Genomic DNA, 21,062 nt, shown 5'->3' on the forward strand with positions numbered 1-21,062 from the left:
TAAAAACTCTATAGGAGGTTCCAGCAATCTCCAAATCGCGCAGCCACTTTCCACTCGGAGACTGCCCGGATGCCTGATTTGACGCGGAATTCCGTGTCTTTCACGGCTGTAATTTCAGCTGTGTAGTTCCGGCTCCTGGTTCGTTTTGCATTCCTGCGATGGTGGGCTAATCTTCTATATGCACCGGCCCGCAGTTGCGAAAGCGCGGCAAGGTTCGGGGCGATTGGCGCAGTGGTAGCGCGCTTCGTTCACACCGAAGAGGTCACTGGTTCGAACCCAGTATCGCCCACCAGGAAAAGCCCCCGAGTTACTCGGGGGCTTTTGCTTTTGGTTCGCTGCTGCGTTGCGGGTCGGCTACTGCTGCGGAGCGACGTCGCCGGCTGAAGCTGCGTCTGTGTCGCCGTCGATCTTCGCTACGTAGTCCGAGGCTGCGCCTTGGACCAGATCCACTTGTTCAGCGAACTTGCCGTCGGTTTGTTCGTCGACGAAGTCGCCCACCTTTTCGATGCCTTCCTTGATGGCTTCTTCGTTGCCGGCTATGAGGTCTCGCGCCTTCTTCTGCAGATCGTTAAAGAGTTCCATGGGTTTCCTCTTCCATGAGTCGTTGTCATCGCAGAGCGGGTTCGCTCCAGTGGATCTGTCTGGCAGGGAACGCGTTTGTGTCGCGGCGGGGCCATCATTCGGATGGGTTTCGTCACGATCATGGTCTTTCGTCACGATCATGGTCGGGACGGCACAAGGGAAGTGTGCACAATCACCATTGCCCCGAAGCAGGCGTAACCACTACTGATGTTTCCTTGGTTCTGCGCGTTGAGGAACTTGCCGGGAAAGCGCCAATCCTGGCCGCGAAGCTCGCCAGGCTGGATCCCCGGCACCTCACCACCCTGCTGGGTTCCCCGGCCGTGGGGACGTCCGGCGGGGCTGCGGATTCCGGATCCGATCAGCCGGGAAGCCCCGAACCGCAGGCCTGAGGGGAATTCTGTCGGTGGTCTGTGTCAGAGTCTTTATATGACCGCACCACTGCTTGCCCACGCTACTGACTACGGACGCATGTACGCCCGCTCCACTACTGAGCAATTCGCTGTTCCTTCCATCACAACAGTGATTGCACAGCAGGCGCACGCCCTGGATGGTTGGTTCAGCTACATGGGAGCAAGCAGCCTTGCCGCAGATCCGGAACTCCCGGCAATGATCGGCAGCCCGGCAAGGATCCGCCAGGCAGTCAACAAGGCCGCCAAAGCCGCTGAAACATACCGGGATGAAGCAGCGGCCCGCGGTGACCGGGTCCATACCTACTGCGAGCAAGTGGCGCTTCGGGCGCTGGGCCGTCCGCACCGCATGCAGGAATGCCGGGACGAACTCGCTTCGCATGGGGAGCAGGCGTTTGCAGCGCGCTTCGACGAGTGGTGGGAGCTGTACCGCGTGGAACCGATCGCGCCCGAGATCACCGTCTGGAACCAATCGGTAGGTTACGCCGGCACCTTGGACTTGGTGGCCCGTATTAATGGACGGATCTGCCTGATCGACTACAAGACCAAAGGAACAACCCGTGACGGCACGGTGAAAGCCCTGGATGACAAGGTGGTCATGCAACTGGTGGCGGGAATGAAAGCCGAGGAAAGCCTGGTGGATCCCGTGGCCGGGCAGTGGGAGCCCTGGAAGTTCGGTGAGAACCCCATGCTCCTGGCCGTAGCCATCGGTGAGACGGAAGTTCGCCCGCAGCGCGCCAATCCGGACGTCCTCAAGCACCATTGGTGGAAGTTCTGCGCCCTCCGCCGCGTGTGGGAGATGTCCGCCGACGTTTCCGCGGCCGGTCAGGCCCTCCTGCCGATTGCCCCGCCTCCGCTGGCGGCTCCTGCCAGGGTAAGCGTTGGGGCCGGAGCGCTGGGCTGAACGCCCGGCGCCTCCTTGGCCGTCTCAACTAAACTGGCTTTGGCTCCGCAACGCGGACCAAAGACAGACAAAAGTGAGGACTGGCAACAGATGGCAATTTTGAGTATCCGAATCATCGGTGATCCGGTGCTGCGAACCGTAGCGGATCCTGTAACCGATTTTGGTCCGGAGCTCGCCAAACTGGTCGCGGACATGATGGAGACCATGGAGGACGTGGAGGGTGCAGGCCTCGCCGCGCCCCAAGTCGGCGTGAGCAAACGCGTCTTCACCTACCGCGTCGGTGGCGTTGCCGGCCACATCATCAATCCGGTGCTGGAAAACAGCGAGGATTTCCAGCCCGATGAGGTGGAGGGGTGCCTTTCGATCCCCGGACTGGGCTTTCCCGTCCGGCGCCACCGTGCCACCCGGGTCACCGGTGTGGACCTTCACGGCAAGCCGGTGTCCGTAGAGGGCGAAGGCATGCTGGCCCGTTGCTTCCAGCATGAAACCGACCATTTGGACGGCATCCTCTACACCGACAGGCTCGAAGGCGAAGACCGGAAGGCTGCCCTGCGCGCCATCCGCAACGCCAATTACCATGCCGTCACGGAAGAGACCACGTCCAAGCGCGCTTCCTCCGTCGGCTCGAGCTTTGGCGGCGGCAGCTTCGGGATTCCCGAGTGAGGGTATTGTTTGCCGGAACTCCGGCGGTAGCCGTTCCGTCATTGGACGCGCTGGTCAAAGCAGGGTTCGACGTCGTCGCGGTGCTGACCCGGCCGGACGCTCCGCTGGGACGAAAGCGCGTCCTCACTCCATCTCCCGTGGCTGCCCGCGCCGAAGAGCTGGGAATCCAGGTGATCAAGGCGGCCAAAGTAGACGCTGAGACCACGGCGCACATCGCTGACACTTCGCCCGACGTCGCCGCAATCGTCGCCTACGGAGGAATCGTTCCCCGGGACGCCCTCGCTGTTCCCGCACACGGCTGGGTCAACCTGCATTTCTCCCTGCTTCCGGCATGGCGCGGGGCGGCTCCCGTGCAACGGGCGTTGATCGCAGGTGACGATGTGACAGGCGCGGTGACCTTCCAATTGGAGGAAGGCCTGGACACCGGCCCCGTCTTTGGAGCCCTGACGGAATCGGTCCGGGATGAGGACACCGCCGGTGACCTCCTGGAGCGGCTCTCGGTCAGCGGTGCGGTTCTCTTGTGCCAAACGCTCTCCGCTATTGACGCCGGCCAGGCGGCTCCGCAGCCGCAGTCCGGTGAGGTGAGCCTGGCGCCCAAACTCACCTTGGAAGACGGACGGTTGGATTGGCAGCAGCCGGCCCTGGCGCTCCACCGCAGGTCCAGGGGCGTTACCCCCGAGCCCGGAGCCTGGACAATGCTGGAGGGCCAGCGGATCAAGCTTGAGCCCGTGGCCTTACGGCCGGATGTGAACGGTCTTGCGCCGGGTCATGTCCGGCCAGAAGGTAAAGCCGTGCTGGTAGGGACAGGCTCCCATGCCGTACAGCTGGGGCGTGTCCAACCCGCAGGCAAAAAAATGATGCTGCCGGCCGATTGGGCCCGCGGCTTGGCAACACCCGAGAAAGTGGTCTTCGAATGAGTGAGTCCGGCCGGCGAGGCCACAACAGCAGCGGTGGCCGCGACGGGGGTGGCCGGGACAACCGGGACAACCGGGGCACCCGGGGCGATCGTTCAGGAAGCAAGCGCAACGCCCAGGGCCGCGAACGCAACCGGGGTCCGCAGCGGGGCTTCTCCACCAATGCCCCTTCGCAGCGGACCCGGCGTGCTGATCCTGCCCGTCTGGTGGCTTTCGAGGTGCTGCGCGCAGTTGCTTCCGAAGACGCCTATGCAAACCTCGTCCTCCCCGCCCGCATCCGCGAACACCGACTGGACCGCCGGGATGCCGGCTTTGCCACGGAGCTCAGCTACGGAGCGCTTCGCGGGCAGGGAACGTACGATGCCATTCTTGCCCGGTGTGTGGACAGGCCGCTTGACCAGCTGGACCCCGCCATCCTTGATGCCCTGCGGATCGGAGCGCACCAGCTCCTGTCCATGCGGGTGCCCGCCCACGCTGCCTTGGACCAGACCGTTGGCCTGGCGAGGGCAGTCATCGGCGCAGGGCCCTCAGCGCTCATCAACGCGGTCCTGCGCAAGGTGGCGGCGCACTCGATGGAGGAATGGCTGGACCTTCTCCTGGACCAGGAAACGGATGCCACCAGGATTGCCGCCTTGCGCCACTCCCATCCGGAATGGATCGTCCGTGCTTTGCGGCAATCCTTGGTGAACCACGGCAGGCCTGCCTCGGACATCGAGGCACTGCTGGAAGCGGACAACGCCGCTCCGGTGGTTAATCTGGTGGCACTGCCGGGACTCGGAGACCTGGACGAAGCCCTCGAACAAGGCGCCACGGCAGGGGAACTCGTTGAGGGCTCGGCGATGTCCGCGGGCGGTGACCTCGGCAGGCTTGAATCCGTGCGTCAGGGCACCACGCGTGTCCAGGACGTCGGTTCGCAGCTTGTGGCGCGTGCCGTTGCGGGCGCTGACGTCGAAACTTCTGCCGACGGCAATGAACGGTGGCTTGATCTGTGTGCCGGTCCCGGCGGGAAAGCCGCGCTGCTTGCGGCTTTGGCCCACCGCGACGGTGCCACCCTCCTGGCCAATGAACCTGCACCCCACCGGGCAAAGCTGGTACAGCAGGCGCTGTCCGCCGTGCCGTCCGCAACCTGGTCCGTCCGCACGGGGGACGGCAGGGAAGTAGGCAGCGAAGAGCCGGAGTCTTTCGATCGCGTGCTGGTGGATGTTCCCTGCAGCGGCCTCGGAGCGTTGCGACGCCGGCCGGAGTCCCGTTGGCGCCGGTCACCGAAAGATATCGCAGACCTGGGTCCGTTGCAGCGTGAACTCCTGGCATCCGCCATCGATGCCGTCAAGCCCGGAGGAGTAGTCGGCTACGTCACCTGTTCACCCCATCCGGCCGAAACCACCGCGGTCGTCTCCGATGTCCTTGCCAAACGGACGGACTTGGAACTGCTGGATGCCGGAGATGCCTTGGACCGGGTCAGCCTGGGCAGGGAGCTCGGCGCCGGTCATGAGCTGACCGCCCAGCTCTGGCCGCATGTCCACCAAACGGATGCCATGTTCCTGGCGCTGATCCGCAAGAAGGCCTAGTTCTGCCGCAGTTGTTCGCCCCACCAACCACCCGAAGGATTTTCCTTGACTCAGTGCTGTATCAACCCGAGCATCCTGTCCGCGGATTTCGTCAACCTTGAGGCCGAACTGCAGCGCATCAGCAATGCCGATGCCGTGCACGTGGACGTGATGGACAACCACTTCGTCCCCAACCTCACCCTCGGGCTGCCGGTCGTCCAGAGGATTCAGGCTGTCAGCCCGGTTCCGCTGGATGCACACCTGATGATTTCCGACGCCGACCGCTGGGCGCCGGCCTACGCGGACGCAGGCGTCGCTTCAGTGACGTTCCACGCGGAAGCTGCGATGGCTCCGGTCAAGCTTGCCCGCGAATTGCGGGCGCGCGGCGCCAAGGCCGGTATGGCGTTGCGGCCGGCAACTCCCGTGGAGCCTTATCTGGACATGCTGAGCGAAGTGGACATGTTGCTCATCATGACGGTCGAGCCGGGCTTCGGGGGACAGGCATTCCTTGACATCACGCTGCCCAAGATCCGTCGTGCACGTGAGGCCGTTGAGGGTTCGGGTATCGGTGTCGCCATCCAGGTGGACGGCGGGATCACCGAGGAAACCATCGTCCGTGCCGCCGAGGCCGGGGCCAATGTCTTCGTGGCTGGCTCGGCTGTTTACGGCCACGCGGATCCCGCGGCGGCGATCGACCGGCTCCGGCTCGCCGGGACCAAGGCCACACAGCCCGCTGCCTAGGCGGCAAGGCAGCCCAAGCAGCAACAATGTGTCACGAAGATGGCCGGGAATAGCCCGGGCATCTTCGAGGTTGTGGCACAATAGCACCACACATATACGTGCTCCGGGGTCGGTGTAAGTCCGAACCGGCGGTTATAGTCCGCGACCCGCGCGCTAACGGTTACCACTCTTGTGGAGCCGGAAGCAGACGGTTGAACCGGTGGAATTCCGGTACCGACGGTTAAAGTCTGGATGGGAGAAGCACGTACAGGTATGCCGTCGGCGTCCTTTGAGGATGGCCGGGCGGGCATGCGCTGTCGTACACCCCCGGAGCCATCGCGGTCACTGGGAAGGAACGGCATGGATTTTCTGCGATGGCTCTTCGAAGCACAGATTCCCGTTGGAGGATCTGCGCTTGTTCTACGCGAAGTGCTTGGCAACATCTTTGGGCTCGCCAGCGCCCTCGGCGGAATGCGCCGCAAAGTCTGGGCATGGCCTGTTGGCATCCTCGGCAACCTCCTGTTGCTGACCGTGTTCCTCGGGAACGTCTTTGGCGCGGCGGCGCCGGCCACTTTGTGGGGCCAGGCGGGCCGCCAAATCATGTTCATGGCCGTCGCAATCTATGGCTGGTACCGCTGGCAGCAGGGGCGTCACCTTGCAGGCGAAGGCCGCGCAATCGTGCCGTCCTGGGCCAGTAACAAGGTCCGCATCGCTTTGATTGGCGCCATGGTGGCGGGAACGGCAGCACTGACACCGCTGTTCGACGCCCTCGGCTCCTACCCGCCGGTGTGGGCGGACGCCTGGACTTTCATGGGGTCACTGCTGGCCACTTATGGCATGGCCCGCGGCTGGACTGAATTCTGGCTGATCTGGGTGGCCGTGGACGTTGTGGGCGTCCCGTTGCTGTTCACCGCCGGCTATTACGCCAGTGCCTTCATGTACCTGTTTTATGGATTCTTCACCCTCGCCGGATTCTTCGTCTGGCGGCGGGCATCCAAGCGCGCAGCTGCAGTGGCCGGTCCGGCACCCGTCGCAGTGGGGGCCGCCCGATGAACGCGGTTGCCACTACCTTCAGTGTGCTTGAGTCTGCGGCCATGGACACGGCTCTGCGTGCGGCCTTGCAGGGTCCCCGTGGCGCCAACCCCTTGGTAGGTGCCGTCATCCTGAACGCCGACGGTGAGCAGGTCGCCGTCGGCTATCACCGTGGCGCCGGAACGGCACATGCCGAAGCGGACGCCATCCTCGAAGCGCGGAAGGCAGGGATCGAGCTGCGCGGTACCACCATGGTGGTGACGCTGGAGCCCTGCAACCACGTGGGTCGTACCGGTCCTTGTGCCCAGGCGATCATCGCCGCCGGTATCACCAGGGTGATTTACGCCGTCGACGATCCCCATGATCCCGCGGCAGGAGGCGCCCGCACGCTCCGTTCCGCGGGTATCACAGTGGAGTCGGGCCTCGCGGCAGCCGATGCTTTGGAGCTGAACCGGGAATGGTTCGACGCCGTTGCCTCCAAGCGGCCCTTTGTCACCTTGCACATCGCCCAGACGCTGGACAGCCGCATCGCGGCAGTGGACGGCACCAGCCAATGGATCTCCAGTCCAGAGTCGCTGGCGGACAACCACAGCCTGCGCGGACTTATTGACGCGATCCTCGTGGGCACCGGAACGGTCCTGATCGATAATCCCCGGTTGACTGCAAGGGATCCGGAGGGTGGACTTTCCGGGCGTCAACCGCTCCGCGCTGTCATGGGCCGGCGCGAGGTGCCCCAGGACGCGGCGGTGCGCGGGACGGACGGGCGCTTCCTCCACCTGGCCACCCGGGATCCGCGCGAAGCGTTGTCCATGCTGTTCGAGGAGGGCGTCCGGCACGTCATGGTGGAGGGTGGTTCGAGCATCCTCAGCACCTTCCTGGCGGCGGGCCTGGTGGATGAATTGATTGTCTACCTGGCTCCCACACTGCTGGGCTCCGGAACCCCTGCCCTGAACGACCTCGGCATCACTACCCTGTCCCAGGCCCAGCACTGGATGTGGGACGAGGCCGGCGGCGGTTCCGTGCGGACCCTCGGCAATGACCTTCGACTTCATCTCCGGCCCACCCGGCCGGCTACCACACAAGAAAATTCCCTTCCCGGCAGCGAAGCCGCGGAGTACGTCTCAGGAGGACACTGATGTTTACCGGAATTGTTGCCGAACAGGGCACCGTACTTGGCATCGACCACGACGGCGAAGCCAGCGCCACGTTGCGGCTTAAAGCCCCTACCACCACGGAGGGCCTCGCCTTGGGCGGTTCGATCGCCGTCAACGGTGTGTGCCTGACGGCTACGCAGATCAACGGGCAGGAGTTCAGCGTCGATGTCATGGGGGAGACCCTGCTCCGGACCACTATCGGTCAGTTGGCGGCGGGGGACAGCGTCAACCTGGAACGGTGCGTTCCTGCCGGCGGACGCTTGGACGGGCACGTGGTCCAGGGACACGTCGATGGCGTCGGCGAGTTGCTGGAGCGTGAGGCCCTGGGGAACTGGGACCGCTTGCGGTTCGGTGTACCTGCCACGTTGGCCCGCTACATTGCCGAGAAGGGGTCCATTGCCGTTGACGGCGTGTCGCTGACCGTGACCGCCGTCAGTCCCGCTGCCGACCCGGAGCCATGGTTCGAAGTCGGCCTGATCCCCACCACCCTCGAAGAGACCGGCCTGGGTGCAAAGCCCGTGGGTGCCAAGGTCAACCTCGAAGTCGATGTCCTGGCCAAGTACACCGAACGGCTGCTGTCCTTTGCGCCCCAGGGCAAGCCTGCCCACCGTGCCGACGATGAGAGCCGGTCCGCAAGCCCCGAACAGACCACGGAAGCCCAGGAGGCTGTGCGATGAGCGCCCCCACCAAGACCGATCCCGCCCGGGTACGCAGGCAGGGCCTGGACCCCGTTGAAGCGGCCATTGCCGCAATGGCAGCCGGGAAACCGGTGATCGTGGTTGATAACGAAGACCGCGAGAACGAAGGCGACATTATCTTCGCCGCCCAGCACGCCACCCCGGCCCTTATGGGATGGACCATCCGCTACTCGTCCGGCGTCATTTGCGTGCCGCTGGAAGGAGAGCGGGCGGACGCCTTGGCACTGCCGCAAATGGTGGCCGTCAACGAGGATGCCAAGGGTACCGCCTACACGATCTCCTGCGATGCTGCCCACGGAGTGAGCACCGGGATTTCAGCGACGGACCGCGCACTGACAGCCCGGATCCTGGCGGATCCGGCGAGCACCCCGGCCCACATCACGCGCCCCGGGCATATTTTCCCCCTCCGAGCAGTTAAGGGAGGAGTGCGTGAACGCCCCGGACACACGGAAGCTGCTGTGGACTTGTGCCGGCTCGCCGGGCTTGCCCCGGTGGGTGTGATCGCGGAGTTGGTACACGACGACGGTGAAATGATGCGCCTGGACAGCCTGCGCGAGTTTGCCGCCGGGCACGGATGTCCCCTCATTTCCATTGAGGACCTGGTGGCATACGTCGAGGCGGTAGAGTCCCAGCAGGAAGAGATTCCAACGGCACACCTTTCAGTGGCAGACGAGGAGAAGCGATGACGGCATCCATCACGCGCAGCAGCGACGAGACCGAACGCACGCCCCACCCCGTGAGCGGAGGGCCGATCGTCCAATTGCCCACCGCTTTCGGAGACTTTGTGGCACAGGCCTGGACGGACCACGAGACCGGAGTTGAACACCTGGCTGTCAGCTCGCCGAATCCGTCCAGGAGCGGGAAGGCTCCGCTGGTCCGGCTGCACTCCGAGTGCCTCACCGGGGACGTCTTCGGGTCCTACCGCTGCGACTGCGGAGAGCAGCTGGCTTTTGCGCTCGAACTCATCAACGCCGAGGGCGGCACGTTGTTGTACCTGCGCGGGCAGGAAGGCCGGGGCATCGGCCTTGCCAACAAAATCAAGGCTTACGCGTTGCAGGAAGCCGGCTTCGATACCGTTGAGGCCAACGAGCAGCTGGGCCTGCCGGTCGACGCGCGTTCTTACAACGCTGCCGCGCAGATCCTGGCGGAAATGGGCCTGCAGGAAGTCCGTTTGTTGAGCAACAACCCGGACAAGCAGAACCGCTTGGCACAGGCGGGCGTCACCGTGGTGGAGATGGTAGCCACCGAGGTTCCCTCCCGCGAGCAGAACCTGCGCTACCTGCAGACCAAGAAAGACCGGATGGACCACCGTCTGACGCTCCAGGCAGAGCACGCAGGCAACGGGAAGACCCCGCTGGCCCACCCCTTTGACAGCATCAACGACTGAACGGATCTACTGCACACAATGAGCGGACACGGCGCCCCCACCATTGACCTCACCACCCTCAACCCCGAGGAAACCTCACAGTTGAAACTGGCCATTGTCGCCGCCAGCTGGCACACCCAGATCATGGACGGCCTGGTTGACGGAGCCCTCCGCGCCGCCAAGGAAGCCGGCATTGCCGAGCCCGTCCTGCTGCGGGTTCCGGGCAGCTTCGAACTCCCGGTAGCGGCTGCCCGCCTTGCTCCGCACTTCGACGCCGTTGTTGCCCTGGGCGTCGTCATCCGCGGCGGCACCCCGCACTTCGATTACGTCTGCCAGGCCGCGACGTCGGGACTTACCGACGTGTCAGTCCGCACCGGCGTGCCTGTCGGCTTTGGCGTCCTCACTTGCGATACCGAGCAGCAGGGCCTGGACCGCGCGGGACTTCCCGGCTCCAGCGAGGACAAGGGCCATGAAGCTGTTACCGCCGCCTTGGCCACGGCAGTAACGCTTAAGCAGTTCCAGTAAAGGGCGGCGCGCTGCCGGCCTCCGGAATAAGGCCCGGCAAGGGGATGTGGGTGTGTGTTCACTCACATCCCCTTCGTCATCCAAGGCCCCAACAAGCGGTGGTTGCCGTGAAGGAAGTAGTCTGTAGGGCGTGAAGAATTTCGAGACGCTGTTCGCAGAACTGAGTGAGAAAGCAGCGACCCGCCCGGCAGGTTCGCGCACGGTAGCCGAACTGGACTCCGGAATCCACGGCATCGGCAAGAAGGTAGTCGAAGAAGCCGCCGAAGTGTGGATGGCTGCGGAATACGAATCCGACGAAGCCGCTGCCGAGGAAATTTCCCAGTTGCTGTACCACCTGCAGGTCCTCATGCTCGCCAAGGGCCTCAGCCTGGAGGACGTTTACAAGCATCTTTAGCCACGCCTCCCGGGCTGTGTCCTGCAGTGGAAACAACCGGGCCCGCAGCGTGGCCGATGTGCCTGAAAACCTCCAACAACAACAGAAAGTCTCCCAATGCTCCGTGTAGCAGTCCCCAACAAGGGATCCCTCTCCGAAGCCGCCTCAGCCATGTTGTCCGAGGCCGGCTACCGCCAGCGCCGCGACAACCGTGAACTGGTGATGGTCGATCCTGACAACGACATTGAGTTCTTCTTCCTCCGCCCCCGGGACATCGCGGTCTACGTTGGACAGGGAACGCTGGATGTCGGAATCACCGGCCGCGATCTCCTGCTCGATGCCCAGGTTGAAGCCGAAGAGCTCCTCCCGCTTGGCTTCGCCGCGTCCACCTTCCGCTTCGCGGGGCCCGTCGGTGACTTCTCCGCCGTCGAAGAGCTTGAAGGCAAGCGCCTGGCCACCAGCTACGACGGTCTTTTGCGCGACTATCTCGCAGAGCGCGGGGTCAACGCGAAGGTGGTCCGCCTGGATGGTGCCGTGGAATCGTCGGTGCGCCTCGGCGTCGCCGATGCCATTGCCGACGTCGTCGAAACGGGAAACACCCTCAAGGCTGCCGGGATGGAAATCTTCGGCGACCCGATCCTCCGCTCCGAAGCGGTGCTCATCCGGCGCGCAGGCAAGGGCGGTGCCGCCAATGGTACCGCCAAGGAAATTGACGTCCTGATCCGCCGCCTCCAGGGCGTGCTGGTGGCACGGCAATACGTGCTCATGGACTACGACATCCGCAAGGACCTCGTGGAAGACGCCGCAGCCCTCACACCGGGCCTGGAATCGCCCACCGTGTCGCCGCTGCGCGACTCGGAATGGGTTGCCGTGCGTTCCATGGTTCCCAAGAAGGAAACCAACCGGATCATGGATGAGCTCTACGACCTGGGCGCCCGGGCGATCCTGGTCAGCAGCATCCACGCCTGCCGTATCTGACCCGCGCTCCGATCAGCAGAACCGCAGAATTGAGGATCAGCACATGGCTGTAGCCGTACGCGTTATTCCCTGCCTGGACGTTGATGCAGGCCGGGTAGTCAAGGGCGTCAACTTCGAGGGCCTCCGGGACGCGGGGGATCCGGTGGAACTGGCGCACCGCTACGACAACGGAGGCGCCGACGAACTGACGTTCCTGGACGTCACTGCGTCGTCCGGCAACCGCGAGACTACCTTCGACGTCGTCCGCCGGACCGCCGAGGAAGTCTTTATTCCGCTCACCGTCGGAGGCGGCGTCCGTGGCGTTGCCGAGGTGGACAAGTTGCTCCGCTTTGGTGCCGACAAGGCCTCGATCAACACCGCAGCCGTCGCCCGGCCGGAGGTCATCGACGAAATCACCCGCCACTTCGGCTCCCAGGTCCTGGTGCTGTCCGTGGATGCGCGCCGCACCCGCGAAGGTGACGCCCCGACGTCGTCGGGCTTTGAAGTCACTACCCACGGCGGCCGCAAGGGCACCGGGATCGACGCCATTGCCTGGGCGAAGGAAGCCGCGGACCGTGGTGTCGGCGAAATCCTGCTGAACTCGATCGACGCTGACGGAACCAAAGACGGATTCGACCTTGAACTCATCCGCCTGGTCCGGGCAGCCGTGAACATTCCGATCATCGCCTCCGGCGGTGCGGGGGAGCCGCAGCACTTCCCGCCCGCTGTGGAAGCAGGAGCCGACGCTGTGCTGGCTGCCTCCGTGTTCCACTTCGGACCGGACGACATGATTGCCCAAGTCAAGGCAGCGATCGCGCAGGCCGGATTCGAAGTACGTTAACCCGTACGGTAACCACATAGCGTTCACAACAACGAAAGGGCCACCTGCAGGTGGCCCTTTCGTTGTTGTTGTGGGTTTGCCCTAAAGTCCGATGTCGGCCGATTGCAAAAGCGCGACGGCGTCCGGCTGGCCTTCGAACGTGACCAACGCCTGGTTGGTCCGGCCGTGGGCGTGCATGATCAGCTCGCCCGGCTCTCCGACGATTGCCACCGATACGGGTGCCCGCTTGGCCACGTGGCGGGGTCCCGTGGGCCGCACGAGCACGATGCCAAGATCGACTCCGCGGTAAAGGAAAGCTGCCCGCTTGATGAGATCGTCCCAGAGGGCGTCCGAATAGGCTTCGTCCAAGGCGCGGGGCGCCCAGCGGTCACCGGCCCTGCGGATGTCCTCGGTGTGCACGAAGTATTCAATGAGGTTGGAGGTCTCGTCCAGGGCTTTGATCCTCAACGGCGAAAGGGCCGGCGGGCCTGCTCGGAACGCCTTGACCAGCTTGGCGTAGTCCTCGGCAGTCTTCAGCTTGGAAGCCAGCTTGGCCGTCGCCTTGTCCGAGGCCTTTCCCAGGCTTGGGATCAACAGCCCGATGCCCACGGATGCTTTGCGTTCACGCAGGTACAAGTGGGCGGCAAGATCGCGCGTCAGCCACCCTTCACAGAGCGTGGGGGAGTCAGGCCCGGCCGCCAGCAAGGTTTCGGCCAGTACTTCTCGGGAAGGATCGACGAAATGCATCACTTGTGAAACTAGCACGATCGAGCCGCTGTTGCGCAGAGGAACCGCCGCAGGAACCGGGCCCCGGCAAAGGCACTAGACTTGATCTGATGTCTGAGCAGTCCACCCCCAGCCCAACTCCCGCCGCGGAGGCAGCGAGCGACCCCGCCGCAACCCTGCCGCAGGAGATTTCCAGCGCGCTCAAGCGCGATCCTGCAGGCCTTGTAGCCGCCATCGTCCAGCAGCATGACACCAACGAGGTCCTCATGCTGGGCTGGATGGATGACGAAGCTCTTCGGCGCACGATGACCACCGGTCGTGTCACTTTCTACTCCCGTTCGCGCCAGGAATACTGGCGCAAGGGCGACACTTCCGGGCATGTCCAGTTCGTGAAGTCTGTCGCCCTTGACTGCGACGGCGATGCCCTTCTGGTCCGGGTGGACCAAGTGGGCGCTGCCTGCCATACGGGAACCCGGACCTGCTTCGACGGACGCGAGCTGACCGTCGTCGCCGGCAACCGTGACTAGGGCCCCCATCCTTAACCACTGACTCACCACCTCACACAAAGGCGGAAAGATATAGCCATGCAGGACCTTGGAATCATCAGCCCGGGCCTGGAAGAGTTCCGGAAACTCGCCGCCCACAGCCGTGTCATCCCCGTTCGACTCAAAGTTCTGGCCGACGCCGAGACACCCATCGGCCTCTACCGGAAGCTGGCGCAGGGCCAACCCGGCACCTTCCTGATGGAGTCCGCTGCCGTCGGCGGCTCATGGTCCCGTTACTCCTTCATTGGTGCCAAGTCCCGCGCCACCCTGACCACCAAAGACGGAAACGCGCACTGGATCGGCCAGCCGCCGGTGGGTGTCCCGACGTCCGGCAACCCCGTGGAAGCCGTCCGCGACACCATCGCGGCACTGCAAACCGACCGTTTTGAAGGCCTGCCTCCCTTCACGTCCGGCCTGGTGGGCTTCCTCGGCTGGGAAACAGTGCGCCACTGGGAGCGCTTGACCTCCCCGCCCGAGGACGATCTGCAGTTGCCGGAGATGGCCCTGAACCTCGTGACGGACATGGCCGTGCATGACAATGTGGACGGAACGGTCCTGCTCATTGCCAATGCGATCAACTTCGACAACAGCTCCGAGCGCGTGGACGAGGCATGGCATGACGCCGTGGCACGGGTCAAGGCGTTGCTGGAGCAGATCAGCACGCCCGTCGCCCAGCCGGTCTCCGTGCTGGAAAGCGCCGCCTTGGACTTCGCTTCCAGCGTGCAGGAGCGCTGGGACGAGAACCAGTACCTGGAAGCCATTGACCGCGGCAAGGAAGCCATTGTTGATGGTGAAGTCTTCCAGGTGGTCATCTCGCGCCGGTTCGAAATGGAATGCGCCGCTGATCCCCTGGATGTCTACAGGGTCCTGCGCAATACCAACCCGAGCCCGTACATGTACATTTTCAGCCTCGCCGATGCCGACGGCCGGGAGTACTCAATTGTGGGTTCGTCCCCGGAGGCGCTGGTCACCGTGACCGGCGGCGAAGTCATCACCCATCCGATCGCAGGTTCGCGTCCCCGGGGCAAGACCGTGGAAGCCGACAAGGCCCTTGCCACGGAGCTGCTGGCTGACCAAAAGGAACGCGCGGAGCACCTGATGCTGGTGGACCTGTCCAGGAACGACCTCTCCAAGGTGTGCGTGGCTGGAACCGTGGATGTCACCCAGTTCATGGAGGTGGAGCGCTTCAGCCACATCATGCACTTGGTCTCCACCGTGGTGGGGGAGCTGGCTCCCGACGCCAAGGCGTATGACGTCCTCAAGGCGACCTTCCCTGCGGGGACCCTGTCCGGTGCCCCCAAGCCCCGTGCTTTGCGCCTCCTGGACGAGCTTGAACCACACCGTCGCGGAATCTACGGCGGGGTGGTGGGCTACCTCGACTTCGCCGGGGACATGGATATGGCTATTGCCATCCGCTCTGCCCTGCTGCGCGAAGGACGGGCCTACGTGCAGGCCGGCGGAGGCATCGTCGCCGATTCGCACAAGCCGTCCGAGGCCTTGGAAACCGTCAACAAGGCGGCAGCACCCCTGCGCGCGGTCCACACCGCCGGTTCGCTGCACAACATCGCTGCTGACGGAGTGGGCGAGGCCGGAGCCGACGAGGACGGAACTCCTGCACCGTGACGGCAAAGGCGCAAGACAAGACCACCGGCGTTGAGCGACGGTGGACCCGGAAATCGACCGTGGTCCTGGCCACCGTGATTCTGGCCTTCGCGGTCTTCGGCACTACTACGCAGACGTGGATCGAGGTCCGCTTGGACCCGGCTGCCGTGTCCAACAGCAACCTCCAAGTGCCCGGCAACAAGGCCGCCACCGCAGTAACAGCCCTGGCGCTCGTAGCCTTGGCCGGTGCCCTTGCGGCGTCCATCGCCGGAAGGATTGCCCGGTGGATCATTGCGGTGATCATCGGGTTGTCGGCTGTCGGTACCATCCTGGCTGCCGGGACGGTCCTCGGTGATCCGTTGGGTGCCGCACAAGGTTCCATCGCTGCAGCAACCGGCGTCTCCGGCGGGCAGGCCGCAGTGAACACCACGGTGTTTCCTGTGCTTGCCGTTGCTGCGGCCGCACTCCTGGCAGGCTGCGCCGTGTGGCTCCCGTTGGCCGGGCGCCATTGGAAGACCAGGACCAAGTACGACGCCGCCGCCCGCGCAGGGGAGCGCGGCACCGGTCCGGTCGATGAGATCGACAGTTGGGACAGCCTTTCCCGCGGGGAAGACCCTACGTAAGCGGCGTGTCCGGCGCGGGGGCCGCCGTCGAACATCAACCTCCGCAACAAAAGGGGCCGGCACTCGCCCTGACGTCGGTCGATGTCCCGGCCACCGCCAATAAATGGCAGAATGTAAGCAGTATTCATCCCGAGGAGATTCCACATGAGCAAAACCACAGTGTCCGCCAACCAAGCCGAGTCCGCCATGGCCAGCCACGCTGACGCCATCGGCCACGGAAACAGCCCGGCTGCCTGGACCTGCGTGATTGTGATGCTGGTCGGCGCCCTCGTTGCCTCCATCGCTTTCGTGATTGCCAGCACGCCCATCTTCATCGGCGGCATCGCAGTCATGGTCATCGGCCTGATTGTTGGTTGGGCCATGCGCAAGGCCGGCTACGGAGTGGGTGGCAGCAAGCTGCAGAACAACGGCCACTAATCGTGACCGTTCTTGACGACATCATCGTCGGCGTCAAGGAGGACATGGAGGCCCGTCGGCGGCTTGTTTCTCCCGTTGAGCTGAAGGACCGCGTAGCGGCAGCCGCCCCGGCACGTGATGCCTGGGCAGCGCTCGGCGGACCCTCGGCCACGCGCGAAGACCTGAAGGTCATCGCGGAGATCAAGCGGCGCAGCCCCTCCAAGGGTGACCTTGCACCGATCGAGGATCCGGCGTCCCTCGCCGCACAGTACGAAGACGGCGGTGCGTCCGTCATCAGCGTGCTGACGGAGCAGCGCCGATTCGGCGGGTCGCTGGCCGACCTGGATGCCGTGCGCGCCACCGTGAACATCCCCCTGCTCCGCAAGGACTTCACGGTTGACGAATACCAGATCTGGGAAGCCCGTGCCCACGGCGCCGACCTTATCCTGCTGATCGTCGCCGCGCTGTCCGATGCCCAACTGGCGGACTACAGCGCACTCAGCCGGGAACTTGGCATGAACGTCCTGGTGGAAACCCACACCGAGCAGGAAATTGAACGCGCCGTCGCGGCCAATGCCCGCATCATTGGCGTCAACGTCCGCAACCTGAAAACGCTCGACGTCGACCGCTCCCTTTTCGCCTCGCTCGCCGGTCTTATTCCGGCTGAGGCGGTCATTGTCGCGGAGTCGGGCGTGCGCAGTGCCGATGACGTTTCGCACTACGCCGCGAGTGGCGCCAACGCCATCCTCGTCGGTGAAGCGTTGGTCAGCGATGCCACACCGCGGGAACGCATCAACGAATTCAAAGCAGCTGGTGCTGCTGCCATCGCAGTCAGGAACTGAGACGCACCTGAAGCAAGGCGTTAGCTACGAGGCAGCCCGGACTGTGGTCCGAGGCTGCCTTGTGGCACGTGAATACCCATTGAACTAACTGGAACAGGACGGTGAGACTGATGGTGGACGCGCCAACAGCCAACTCGGAAGAGAATGCGGCCGACGCATTCCTGCAAGGTGGCATTTCGCTGCGCAACGCTGCCGGCCCGTACTTCGGCAAGTACGGCGGCCGCTGGATGCCTGAATCGCTCATCGCTGCCTTGGACGAGGTCCAGGACACGTTCGAGAAAGCCAAGGCCGATCCTGATTTCCTTGCCGAACTGAAGGACCTCAACAAGAACTACTCCGGCCGTCCGTCGCTGTTGACCGAAGCCAAGCGTTTCTCCCAGCATGCCGGTGGCGCTCGGATCTTCCTCAAGCGCGAGGACCTCAACCACACCGGATCGCACAAGATCAACAACGTCCTGGGCCAGGCCCTCCTTGCCAAGCGCATGGGCAAGACCCGCGTCATCGCCGAGACCGGCGCCGGCCAGCACGGCGTTGCCAGCGCGACTGCCGCAGCCCTGCTGGGGTTGGAGTGCGTGGTGTACATGGGCGCCGAGGACTGCCGCCGCCAGGCCCTCAACGTGGCCCGCATGCAGCTCCTTGGAGCCACCGTAGTGCCGGTAACCAACGGTTCCCAGACGCTGAAGGACGCCATCAACGACGCCCTGCGTGACTGGGTCGCCAACGTGGACAACACCCACTACCTGCTGGGTACTGCGGCAGGGGCCCACCCGTTCCCCGCGATGGTCCGCTTCTTCCATGAAGTGATCGGCGAGGAAGCCCGCGCCCAGATCCTCGAACAGACCGGCAAACTCCCGGACGCCATCTGCGCCTGCATCGGCGGCGGCTCCAACGCGATCGGCCTGTTCCACAGTTTCCTGGACGACGCTTCCGTGAAAATCTACGGCTTCGAGGCCGGAGGTGAAGGCCTGGAAACGGGACGACACGCTGCAGCGATTTCCTTGGGACGTCCGGGTGTGCTGCACGGTGCCCGTTCCTACCTCATGCAGGACGAGGACGGCCAGACGGTCGAGTCGCACTCGATCTCCGCCGGCCTGGACTACCCGAGTGTCGGGCCCGAACACTCCTACCTTGCCGACATCGGCCGGGTGACCTACGAGCCCATCACGGACACGGAAGCAATGGATGCGTTCAGCCTCCTCTGCCGGACCGAAGGCATTATTCCCGCGATCGAGTCCTCGCACGCCCTCGCCGGGGCCATCAAGGTGGGCCAGCGACTCACGGCGGGCAAGGAGAACCCGGCCGAGGTGACCATCATCGTCAACCTCTCCGGACGCGGCGACAAGGACGTGGAGACCGCTGCGGCATGGTTCAACATGCTCGACGAAGAAGGCCACGTCAAGGGCACCACACTGTCCACCCGCAAGCCCAAGGGGCCCACGGAGCACACCTCCGAAGCTGCCGTGGATGTCAACGAGGACCAGAACTGATGACCGAGCAATTCCAGAGCAAGTCCGCTGCGGCGATCGACCGTGCCAAGTCCGAGGGGCGTGCCGCCCTCGTCGGGTACTTGCCGGCCGGCTACCCCACGGTCCAAGCCAGCATCGACGCCGGTATTGCGCTGGCCCGCAACGGCGCTGACCTGATCGAGATCGGCATCCCTTACTCCGATCCCGTCATGGACGGCCCCGTTATCCAGGCAGCCACTACCGAAGCCATCAACAACGGTTTCCGGGTTTCCCACGTGTTTGACGTCGTTGCCGGCATTACGGCGGCAACGGATGCCGCAGTCCTGGTGATGACCTACTGGAACCCTGTGATGCGCATGGGCGTTGACGAGTTCTCCCGCCGCCTGGCAGAAGCCGGGGGAGCAGGCCTCATTACCCCGGACCTCATTCCCGACGAAGCCGCTGAATGGTTCGAAGCCTCGGACAAGTACGGCCTGGACCGCGTGTTCCTGGTGGCCCCGTCCTCCACGCCCGAGCGCTTGGACATGACAGTCAAGGCGAGCCGTGGATTCGTCTACGGCGTTTCCATCATGGGTGTCACGGGTGCCCGCCAGTCGGTCAGCAGCAGCGCCGAGGACGTGGTGGCACGGGCGCACGCGGCGGGAGCCGAGCGTGTCTGCGTGGGCCTGGGTGTTTCCAACCCTGACCACGTCCGCGAGATAGCCGCGTATGCCGATGGCGTGATCGTCGGCACTGCCCTGGTGGCGGCCCTGCGCGATGGCGGCGTGGACGCCGTCGGGCAACTCACCAAGAACCTCAGCGCCGGCCTTGGCCGCGCGGCTGCAGACGCCTAGGAAAAGGAACAGCGACGCACATGCACAACGTCCTCCACGCAGCGGCCATGGTCCCGATGAGCATCCCGAGCCCATCGTGGTCCGGATTCGACATTCCGCTCCCGTGGGGGACGTTGCGCATCCACGCCTACGCCTTGTGCATCCTTGCCGGGATCATCGTTGGCCTGTGGCTCACCTCGGTCCGCTGGAAGCGTCGCGGCACTCCGGAGGGCAGCTTGTGGGATATTGCCATCTGGGCGATTCCCCTGGGAATCATCGGCGGCCGGCTCTACCACGTGTTCTCGTCACCGGACGCCTACTTCGGCCCGGGCTTTGACGGCACAGGTGACTTGTCCCTGATTCCGCAAATACAGCGGGGCGGCCTGGGAATCTGGGGCGCGGTGCTCTTGGGCGCCGTCGGTGCCTGGATTGGCTGCCGGCGGGCCGGGGTCAAGCTGACCGCCTTCCTGGATGCGGCAGCTCCGGGACTCCTGCTGGCGCAGGCGATCGGCCGCTGGGGCAACTGGTTCAACCAGGAACTGTTCGGCGCCCCGACGACGCTTCCCTGGGGGCTGCAGATTGATCCGGCCAATGCGAACTTCCCGGCCGGCATGGCTGCCGATACCCTCTTCCACCCCACCTTCCTCTATGAGTTCCTGTGGAACCTCGCAGGCGTCGGCATCCTGTTGCTCCTTGACCGCAGGTTCAATTTCCGGAAGGGACGCCTGTTCTGGCTCTACGCGATGTACTACACCGTGGGCCGCGTATGGATCGAGGCGCTGAGGATAGACGATGCCGAGCAGATCAGCCTCTTCGGTATCACCACCCGGCTTAACGTATGGACCAGTATTTTCGTGTTCCTAGCGGCACTGGTGATCTTCCTCCTGCTGGGCAGGGGAGGGCGCCCGGTGCCTGACAGCCCCTATCTGCCGGGCAAGGAGCCGTCCCCGGAGGCTACTTCCGAGGCGTCCTCCCGGTCCGCCGGGGATGCCTCGACGGTGACGAGCGTCACGAGTCATGATGCGGACCGATCTGTCTCAGATAGTGGTTCCCGTGATAATCTCCCAGATAACCAAAGCGATCCGGGCCACGTTGACCAGCCGCAGGAAGCAGCAGGGGATTCCGGCCGAGGCACCCAGGCCACGACGGAATCGGAATCTGCTGGTACTGCCGCGAGGAAGGCCCCCGGATCTTCGCCGGAAGGTGACGTCACCAAGTAGTCGCGTCCGGCAAAAAGGGGCAACAGAGTCACCGCTCGTAGGGCCCAGTCCACAGCGTCGTGGCACCCCGGAATCCGGATCGCAAAACACACCGATGTTCACCGGTCTTGCCGGGGCCAGTGGTCTGCCCAGCTGTTCAGCTGAGTTGACTGGCTGGCCTACAATTTC

At 64.3% G+C, this 21,062-nt stretch carries 25 protein-coding genes, 1 tRNA gene and 1 riboswitch; of the genes, 24 read left to right on the forward strand and 2 right to left on the reverse strand.

Annotation, left to right across the window (positions count from 1 at the left end; translation table 11 throughout):
* Nucleotides 1–217: 217 nt before the first annotated feature.
* Nucleotides 218–292 (forward strand) — tRNA-Val (locus QN084_RS20205).
* 62 nt (nucleotides 293–354) lie between these two features.
* On the opposite strand, the gene QN084_RS20210 is transcribed toward QN084_RS20205, so the two are convergent.
* Nucleotides 355–582, reverse strand: coding sequence for an antitoxin (locus QN084_RS20210; RefSeq protein ID WP_021473076.1), 228 nt, complete (start codon nucleotides 580–582; stop codon nucleotides 355–357).
* Between the two features lie 164 nt (nucleotides 583–746).
* Between QN084_RS20210 and QN084_RS20215 the strand changes: the two genes are divergently transcribed.
* The 15 genes from QN084_RS20215 (at nucleotide 747) to hisF (ending at nucleotide 12,683) form a co-directional block, all read left to right on the forward strand.
* Nucleotides 747–971 (forward strand): hypothetical protein, encoded by a 225-nt coding sequence (locus QN084_RS20215; RefSeq protein WP_128397295.1) that lies wholly within the window; start codon nucleotides 747–749, stop codon nucleotides 969–971.
* Nucleotides 972–1,008: 37 nt separating this feature from the next.
* Nucleotides 1,009–1,893, forward strand: coding sequence for a cytochrome P450 (locus tag QN084_RS20220; protein WP_021473074.1), 885 nt, complete (start codon nucleotides 1,009–1,011; stop codon nucleotides 1,891–1,893).
* A 90-nt stretch (nucleotides 1,894–1,983) separates the two neighbouring features.
* A complete protein-coding gene (gene def, locus QN084_RS20225; RefSeq protein WP_021473073.1) occupies nucleotides 1,984–2,556 on the forward strand; it encodes a peptide deformylase in 573 nt (190 codons plus the stop codon).
* Nucleotides 2,553–3,473, forward strand: a complete 921-nt coding sequence (gene fmt, locus QN084_RS20230) for a methionyl-tRNA formyltransferase (protein WP_031216732.1) — start codon at nucleotides 2,553–2,555, stop codon at nucleotides 3,471–3,473. Before def ends, fmt begins: the two co-directional genes overlap by 4 nt.
* Nucleotides 3,470–5,038 (forward strand): RsmB/NOP family class I SAM-dependent RNA methyltransferase, encoded by a 1,569-nt coding sequence (locus QN084_RS20235; protein ID WP_069695708.1) that lies wholly within the window; start codon nucleotides 3,470–3,472, stop codon nucleotides 5,036–5,038. The genes fmt and QN084_RS20235 overlap by 4 nt, the downstream gene beginning before the upstream one ends.
* A 45-nt stretch (nucleotides 5,039–5,083) precedes the next feature.
* Entirely contained in the window at nucleotides 5,084–5,758 is a 675-nt protein-coding gene (gene rpe, locus QN084_RS20240; protein ID WP_021473070.1) for a ribulose-phosphate 3-epimerase, read from the forward strand.
* 94 nt (nucleotides 5,759–5,852) lie between these two features.
* A riboswitch (FMN riboswitch) is annotated at nucleotides 5,853–6,006 on the forward strand.
* A 91-nt stretch (nucleotides 6,007–6,097) separates the two neighbouring features.
* A complete protein-coding gene (gene pnuC / locus QN084_RS20245) occupies nucleotides 6,098–6,790 on the forward strand; it encodes a nicotinamide riboside transporter PnuC (RefSeq protein ID WP_069695707.1) in 693 nt (230 codons plus the stop codon).
* Nucleotides 6,787–7,905, forward strand: coding sequence for a bifunctional diaminohydroxyphosphoribosylaminopyrimidine deaminase/5-amino-6-(5-phosphoribosylamino)uracil reductase RibD (gene ribD, locus QN084_RS20250; RefSeq protein WP_021473068.1), 1,119 nt, complete (start codon nucleotides 6,787–6,789; stop codon nucleotides 7,903–7,905). Before pnuC ends, ribD begins: the two co-directional genes overlap by 4 nt.
* The gene (locus QN084_RS20255) at nucleotides 7,905–8,600 is read left to right on the forward strand and encodes a riboflavin synthase (RefSeq protein ID WP_062096218.1); all 696 of its coding nucleotides are present in this window, start codon (nucleotides 7,905–7,907) and stop codon (nucleotides 8,598–8,600) included. The genes ribD and QN084_RS20255 overlap by 1 nt, the downstream gene beginning before the upstream one ends.
* On the forward strand, nucleotides 8,597–9,307 hold the full coding sequence (ribB, locus tag QN084_RS20260) for a 3,4-dihydroxy-2-butanone-4-phosphate synthase (protein WP_069695706.1): 711 nt from the start codon (nucleotides 8,597–8,599) through the stop codon (nucleotides 9,305–9,307). The genes QN084_RS20255 and ribB overlap by 4 nt, the downstream gene beginning before the upstream one ends.
* Complete coding sequence (gene ribA, locus QN084_RS20265) at nucleotides 9,304–10,008, forward strand: GTP cyclohydrolase II (RefSeq protein WP_021473065.1); 705 nt, start codon at nucleotides 9,304–9,306, stop codon at nucleotides 10,006–10,008. Before ribB ends, ribA begins: the two co-directional genes overlap by 4 nt.
* A gap of 18 nt (nucleotides 10,009–10,026) precedes the next feature.
* Entirely contained in the window at nucleotides 10,027–10,512 is a 486-nt protein-coding gene (gene ribH, locus QN084_RS20270; protein ID WP_062096219.1) for a 6,7-dimethyl-8-ribityllumazine synthase, read from the forward strand.
* 130 nt (nucleotides 10,513–10,642) lie between these two features.
* Complete coding sequence (locus QN084_RS20275; protein ID WP_018778638.1) at nucleotides 10,643–10,906, forward strand: phosphoribosyl-ATP diphosphatase; 264 nt, start codon at nucleotides 10,643–10,645, stop codon at nucleotides 10,904–10,906.
* Between the two features lie 96 nt (nucleotides 10,907–11,002).
* Entirely contained in the window at nucleotides 11,003–11,863 is an 861-nt protein-coding gene (gene hisG, locus QN084_RS20280) for an ATP phosphoribosyltransferase (RefSeq protein ID WP_069695705.1), read from the forward strand.
* Nucleotides 11,864–11,906: 43 nt separating this feature from the next.
* Entirely contained in the window at nucleotides 11,907–12,683 is a 777-nt protein-coding gene (hisF, locus tag QN084_RS20285) for an imidazole glycerol phosphate synthase subunit HisF (RefSeq protein WP_021473062.1), read from the forward strand.
* 81 nt (nucleotides 12,684–12,764) lie between these two features.
* Here the strand turns inward: hisF and QN084_RS20290 are convergent, their stop codons facing one another.
* Nucleotides 12,765–13,409 carry a TIGR03085 family metal-binding protein gene (locus tag QN084_RS20290; RefSeq protein WP_021473061.1) on the reverse strand — a complete coding sequence of 215 codons (645 nt, stop codon included), beginning with the start codon at nucleotides 13,407–13,409 and terminating at the stop codon, nucleotides 12,765–12,767.
* Between the two features lie 89 nt (nucleotides 13,410–13,498).
* Between QN084_RS20290 and hisI the strand changes: the two genes are divergently transcribed.
* The 8 genes from hisI to lgt all read left to right on the forward strand — a co-directional run bounded on the left by hisI (nucleotide 13,499) and on the right by lgt (nucleotide 20,894).
* Nucleotides 13,499–13,915 (forward strand): phosphoribosyl-AMP cyclohydrolase, encoded by a 417-nt coding sequence (hisI, locus tag QN084_RS20295; RefSeq protein WP_021473060.1) that lies wholly within the window; start codon nucleotides 13,499–13,501, stop codon nucleotides 13,913–13,915.
* Between the two features lie 57 nt (nucleotides 13,916–13,972).
* Nucleotides 13,973–15,556: an anthranilate synthase component I gene (locus QN084_RS20300; protein WP_069695704.1), complete on the forward strand. Its 1,584-nt coding sequence runs from the start codon at nucleotides 13,973–13,975 to the stop codon at nucleotides 15,554–15,556.
* Nucleotides 15,553–16,158: a Trp biosynthesis-associated membrane protein gene (locus QN084_RS20305; protein ID WP_069695703.1), complete on the forward strand. Its 606-nt coding sequence runs from the start codon at nucleotides 15,553–15,555 to the stop codon at nucleotides 16,156–16,158. The genes QN084_RS20300 and QN084_RS20305 overlap by 4 nt, the downstream gene beginning before the upstream one ends.
* A gap of 144 nt (nucleotides 16,159–16,302) precedes the next feature.
* Nucleotides 16,303–16,575, forward strand: a complete 273-nt coding sequence (locus tag QN084_RS20310) for an HGxxPAAW family protein (RefSeq protein ID WP_021473057.1) — start codon at nucleotides 16,303–16,305, stop codon at nucleotides 16,573–16,575.
* 2 nt (nucleotides 16,576–16,577) lie between these two features.
* On the forward strand, nucleotides 16,578–17,396 hold the full coding sequence (gene trpC / locus QN084_RS20315; RefSeq protein WP_170828580.1) for an indole-3-glycerol phosphate synthase TrpC: 819 nt from the start codon (nucleotides 16,578–16,580) through the stop codon (nucleotides 17,394–17,396).
* A gap of 110 nt (nucleotides 17,397–17,506) precedes the next feature.
* Nucleotides 17,507–18,883 carry a tryptophan synthase subunit beta gene (trpB, locus tag QN084_RS20320; RefSeq protein ID WP_021473055.1) on the forward strand — a complete coding sequence of 459 codons (1,377 nt, stop codon included), beginning with the start codon at nucleotides 17,507–17,509 and terminating at the stop codon, nucleotides 18,881–18,883.
* A complete protein-coding gene (gene trpA / locus QN084_RS20325; protein ID WP_069695702.1) occupies nucleotides 18,883–19,695 on the forward strand; it encodes a tryptophan synthase subunit alpha in 813 nt (270 codons plus the stop codon). The genes trpB and trpA overlap by 1 nt, the downstream gene beginning before the upstream one ends.
* Nucleotides 19,696–19,715: 20 nt before the next feature.
* Nucleotides 19,716–20,894, forward strand: a complete 1,179-nt coding sequence (gene lgt / locus QN084_RS20330) for a prolipoprotein diacylglyceryl transferase (RefSeq protein ID WP_062096235.1) — start codon at nucleotides 19,716–19,718, stop codon at nucleotides 20,892–20,894.
* The last annotated feature ends 168 nt before the right edge of the window (nucleotides 20,895–21,062 follow it).

It is taken from the genome of Paenarthrobacter sp. R1, assembly GCF_030264015.1.
Taxonomy (GTDB): Bacteria; Actinomycetota; Actinomycetes; order Actinomycetales; family Micrococcaceae; genus Arthrobacter; species Arthrobacter ureafaciens.

Bases quoted from the DNA above. Each gene is read 5' to 3' on its own strand.
- QN084_RS20210 (WP_021473076.1), bottom strand. From the start codon at position 582: ATGGAACTCTTTAACGATCTGCAGAAGAAGGCGCGAGACCTCATAGCC.
- QN084_RS20220 (WP_021473074.1), top strand. From the start codon at position 1,009: ATGACCGCACCACTGCTTGCCCACGCTACTGACTACGGACGCATGTAC.
- def (WP_021473073.1), top strand. From the start codon at position 1,984: ATGGCAATTTTGAGTATCCGAATCATCGGTGATCCGGTGCTGCGAACC.
- QN084_RS20235 (WP_069695708.1), top strand. From the start codon at position 3,470: ATGAGTGAGTCCGGCCGGCGAGGCCACAACAGCAGCGGTGGCCGCGAC.
- pnuC (WP_069695707.1), top strand. From the start codon at position 6,098: ATGGATTTTCTGCGATGGCTCTTCGAAGCACAGATTCCCGTTGGAGGA.
- ribD (WP_021473068.1), top strand. From the start codon at position 6,787: ATGAACGCGGTTGCCACTACCTTCAGTGTGCTTGAGTCTGCGGCCATG.
- QN084_RS20255 (WP_062096218.1), top strand. From the start codon at position 7,905: ATGTTTACCGGAATTGTTGCCGAACAGGGCACCGTACTTGGCATCGAC.
- ribB (WP_069695706.1), top strand. From the start codon at position 8,597: ATGAGCGCCCCCACCAAGACCGATCCCGCCCGGGTACGCAGGCAGGGC.
- ribA (WP_021473065.1), top strand. From the start codon at position 9,304: ATGACGGCATCCATCACGCGCAGCAGCGACGAGACCGAACGCACGCCC.
- ribH (WP_062096219.1), top strand. From the start codon at position 10,027: ATGAGCGGACACGGCGCCCCCACCATTGACCTCACCACCCTCAACCCC.
- hisG (WP_069695705.1), top strand. From the start codon at position 11,003: ATGCTCCGTGTAGCAGTCCCCAACAAGGGATCCCTCTCCGAAGCCGCC.
- hisF (WP_021473062.1), top strand. From the start codon at position 11,907: ATGGCTGTAGCCGTACGCGTTATTCCCTGCCTGGACGTTGATGCAGGC.
- QN084_RS20290 (WP_021473061.1), bottom strand. From the start codon at position 13,409: ATGCATTTCGTCGATCCTTCCCGAGAAGTACTGGCCGAAACCTTGCTG.
- hisI (WP_021473060.1), top strand. From the start codon at position 13,499: ATGTCTGAGCAGTCCACCCCCAGCCCAACTCCCGCCGCGGAGGCAGCG.
- QN084_RS20300 (WP_069695704.1), top strand. From the start codon at position 13,973: ATGCAGGACCTTGGAATCATCAGCCCGGGCCTGGAAGAGTTCCGGAAA.
- QN084_RS20310 (WP_021473057.1), top strand. From the start codon at position 16,303: ATGAGCAAAACCACAGTGTCCGCCAACCAAGCCGAGTCCGCCATGGCC.
- trpB (WP_021473055.1), top strand. From the start codon at position 17,507: ATGGTGGACGCGCCAACAGCCAACTCGGAAGAGAATGCGGCCGACGCA.
- trpA (WP_069695702.1), top strand. From the start codon at position 18,883: ATGACCGAGCAATTCCAGAGCAAGTCCGCTGCGGCGATCGACCGTGCC.
- lgt (WP_062096235.1), top strand. From the start codon at position 19,716: ATGCACAACGTCCTCCACGCAGCGGCCATGGTCCCGATGAGCATCCCG.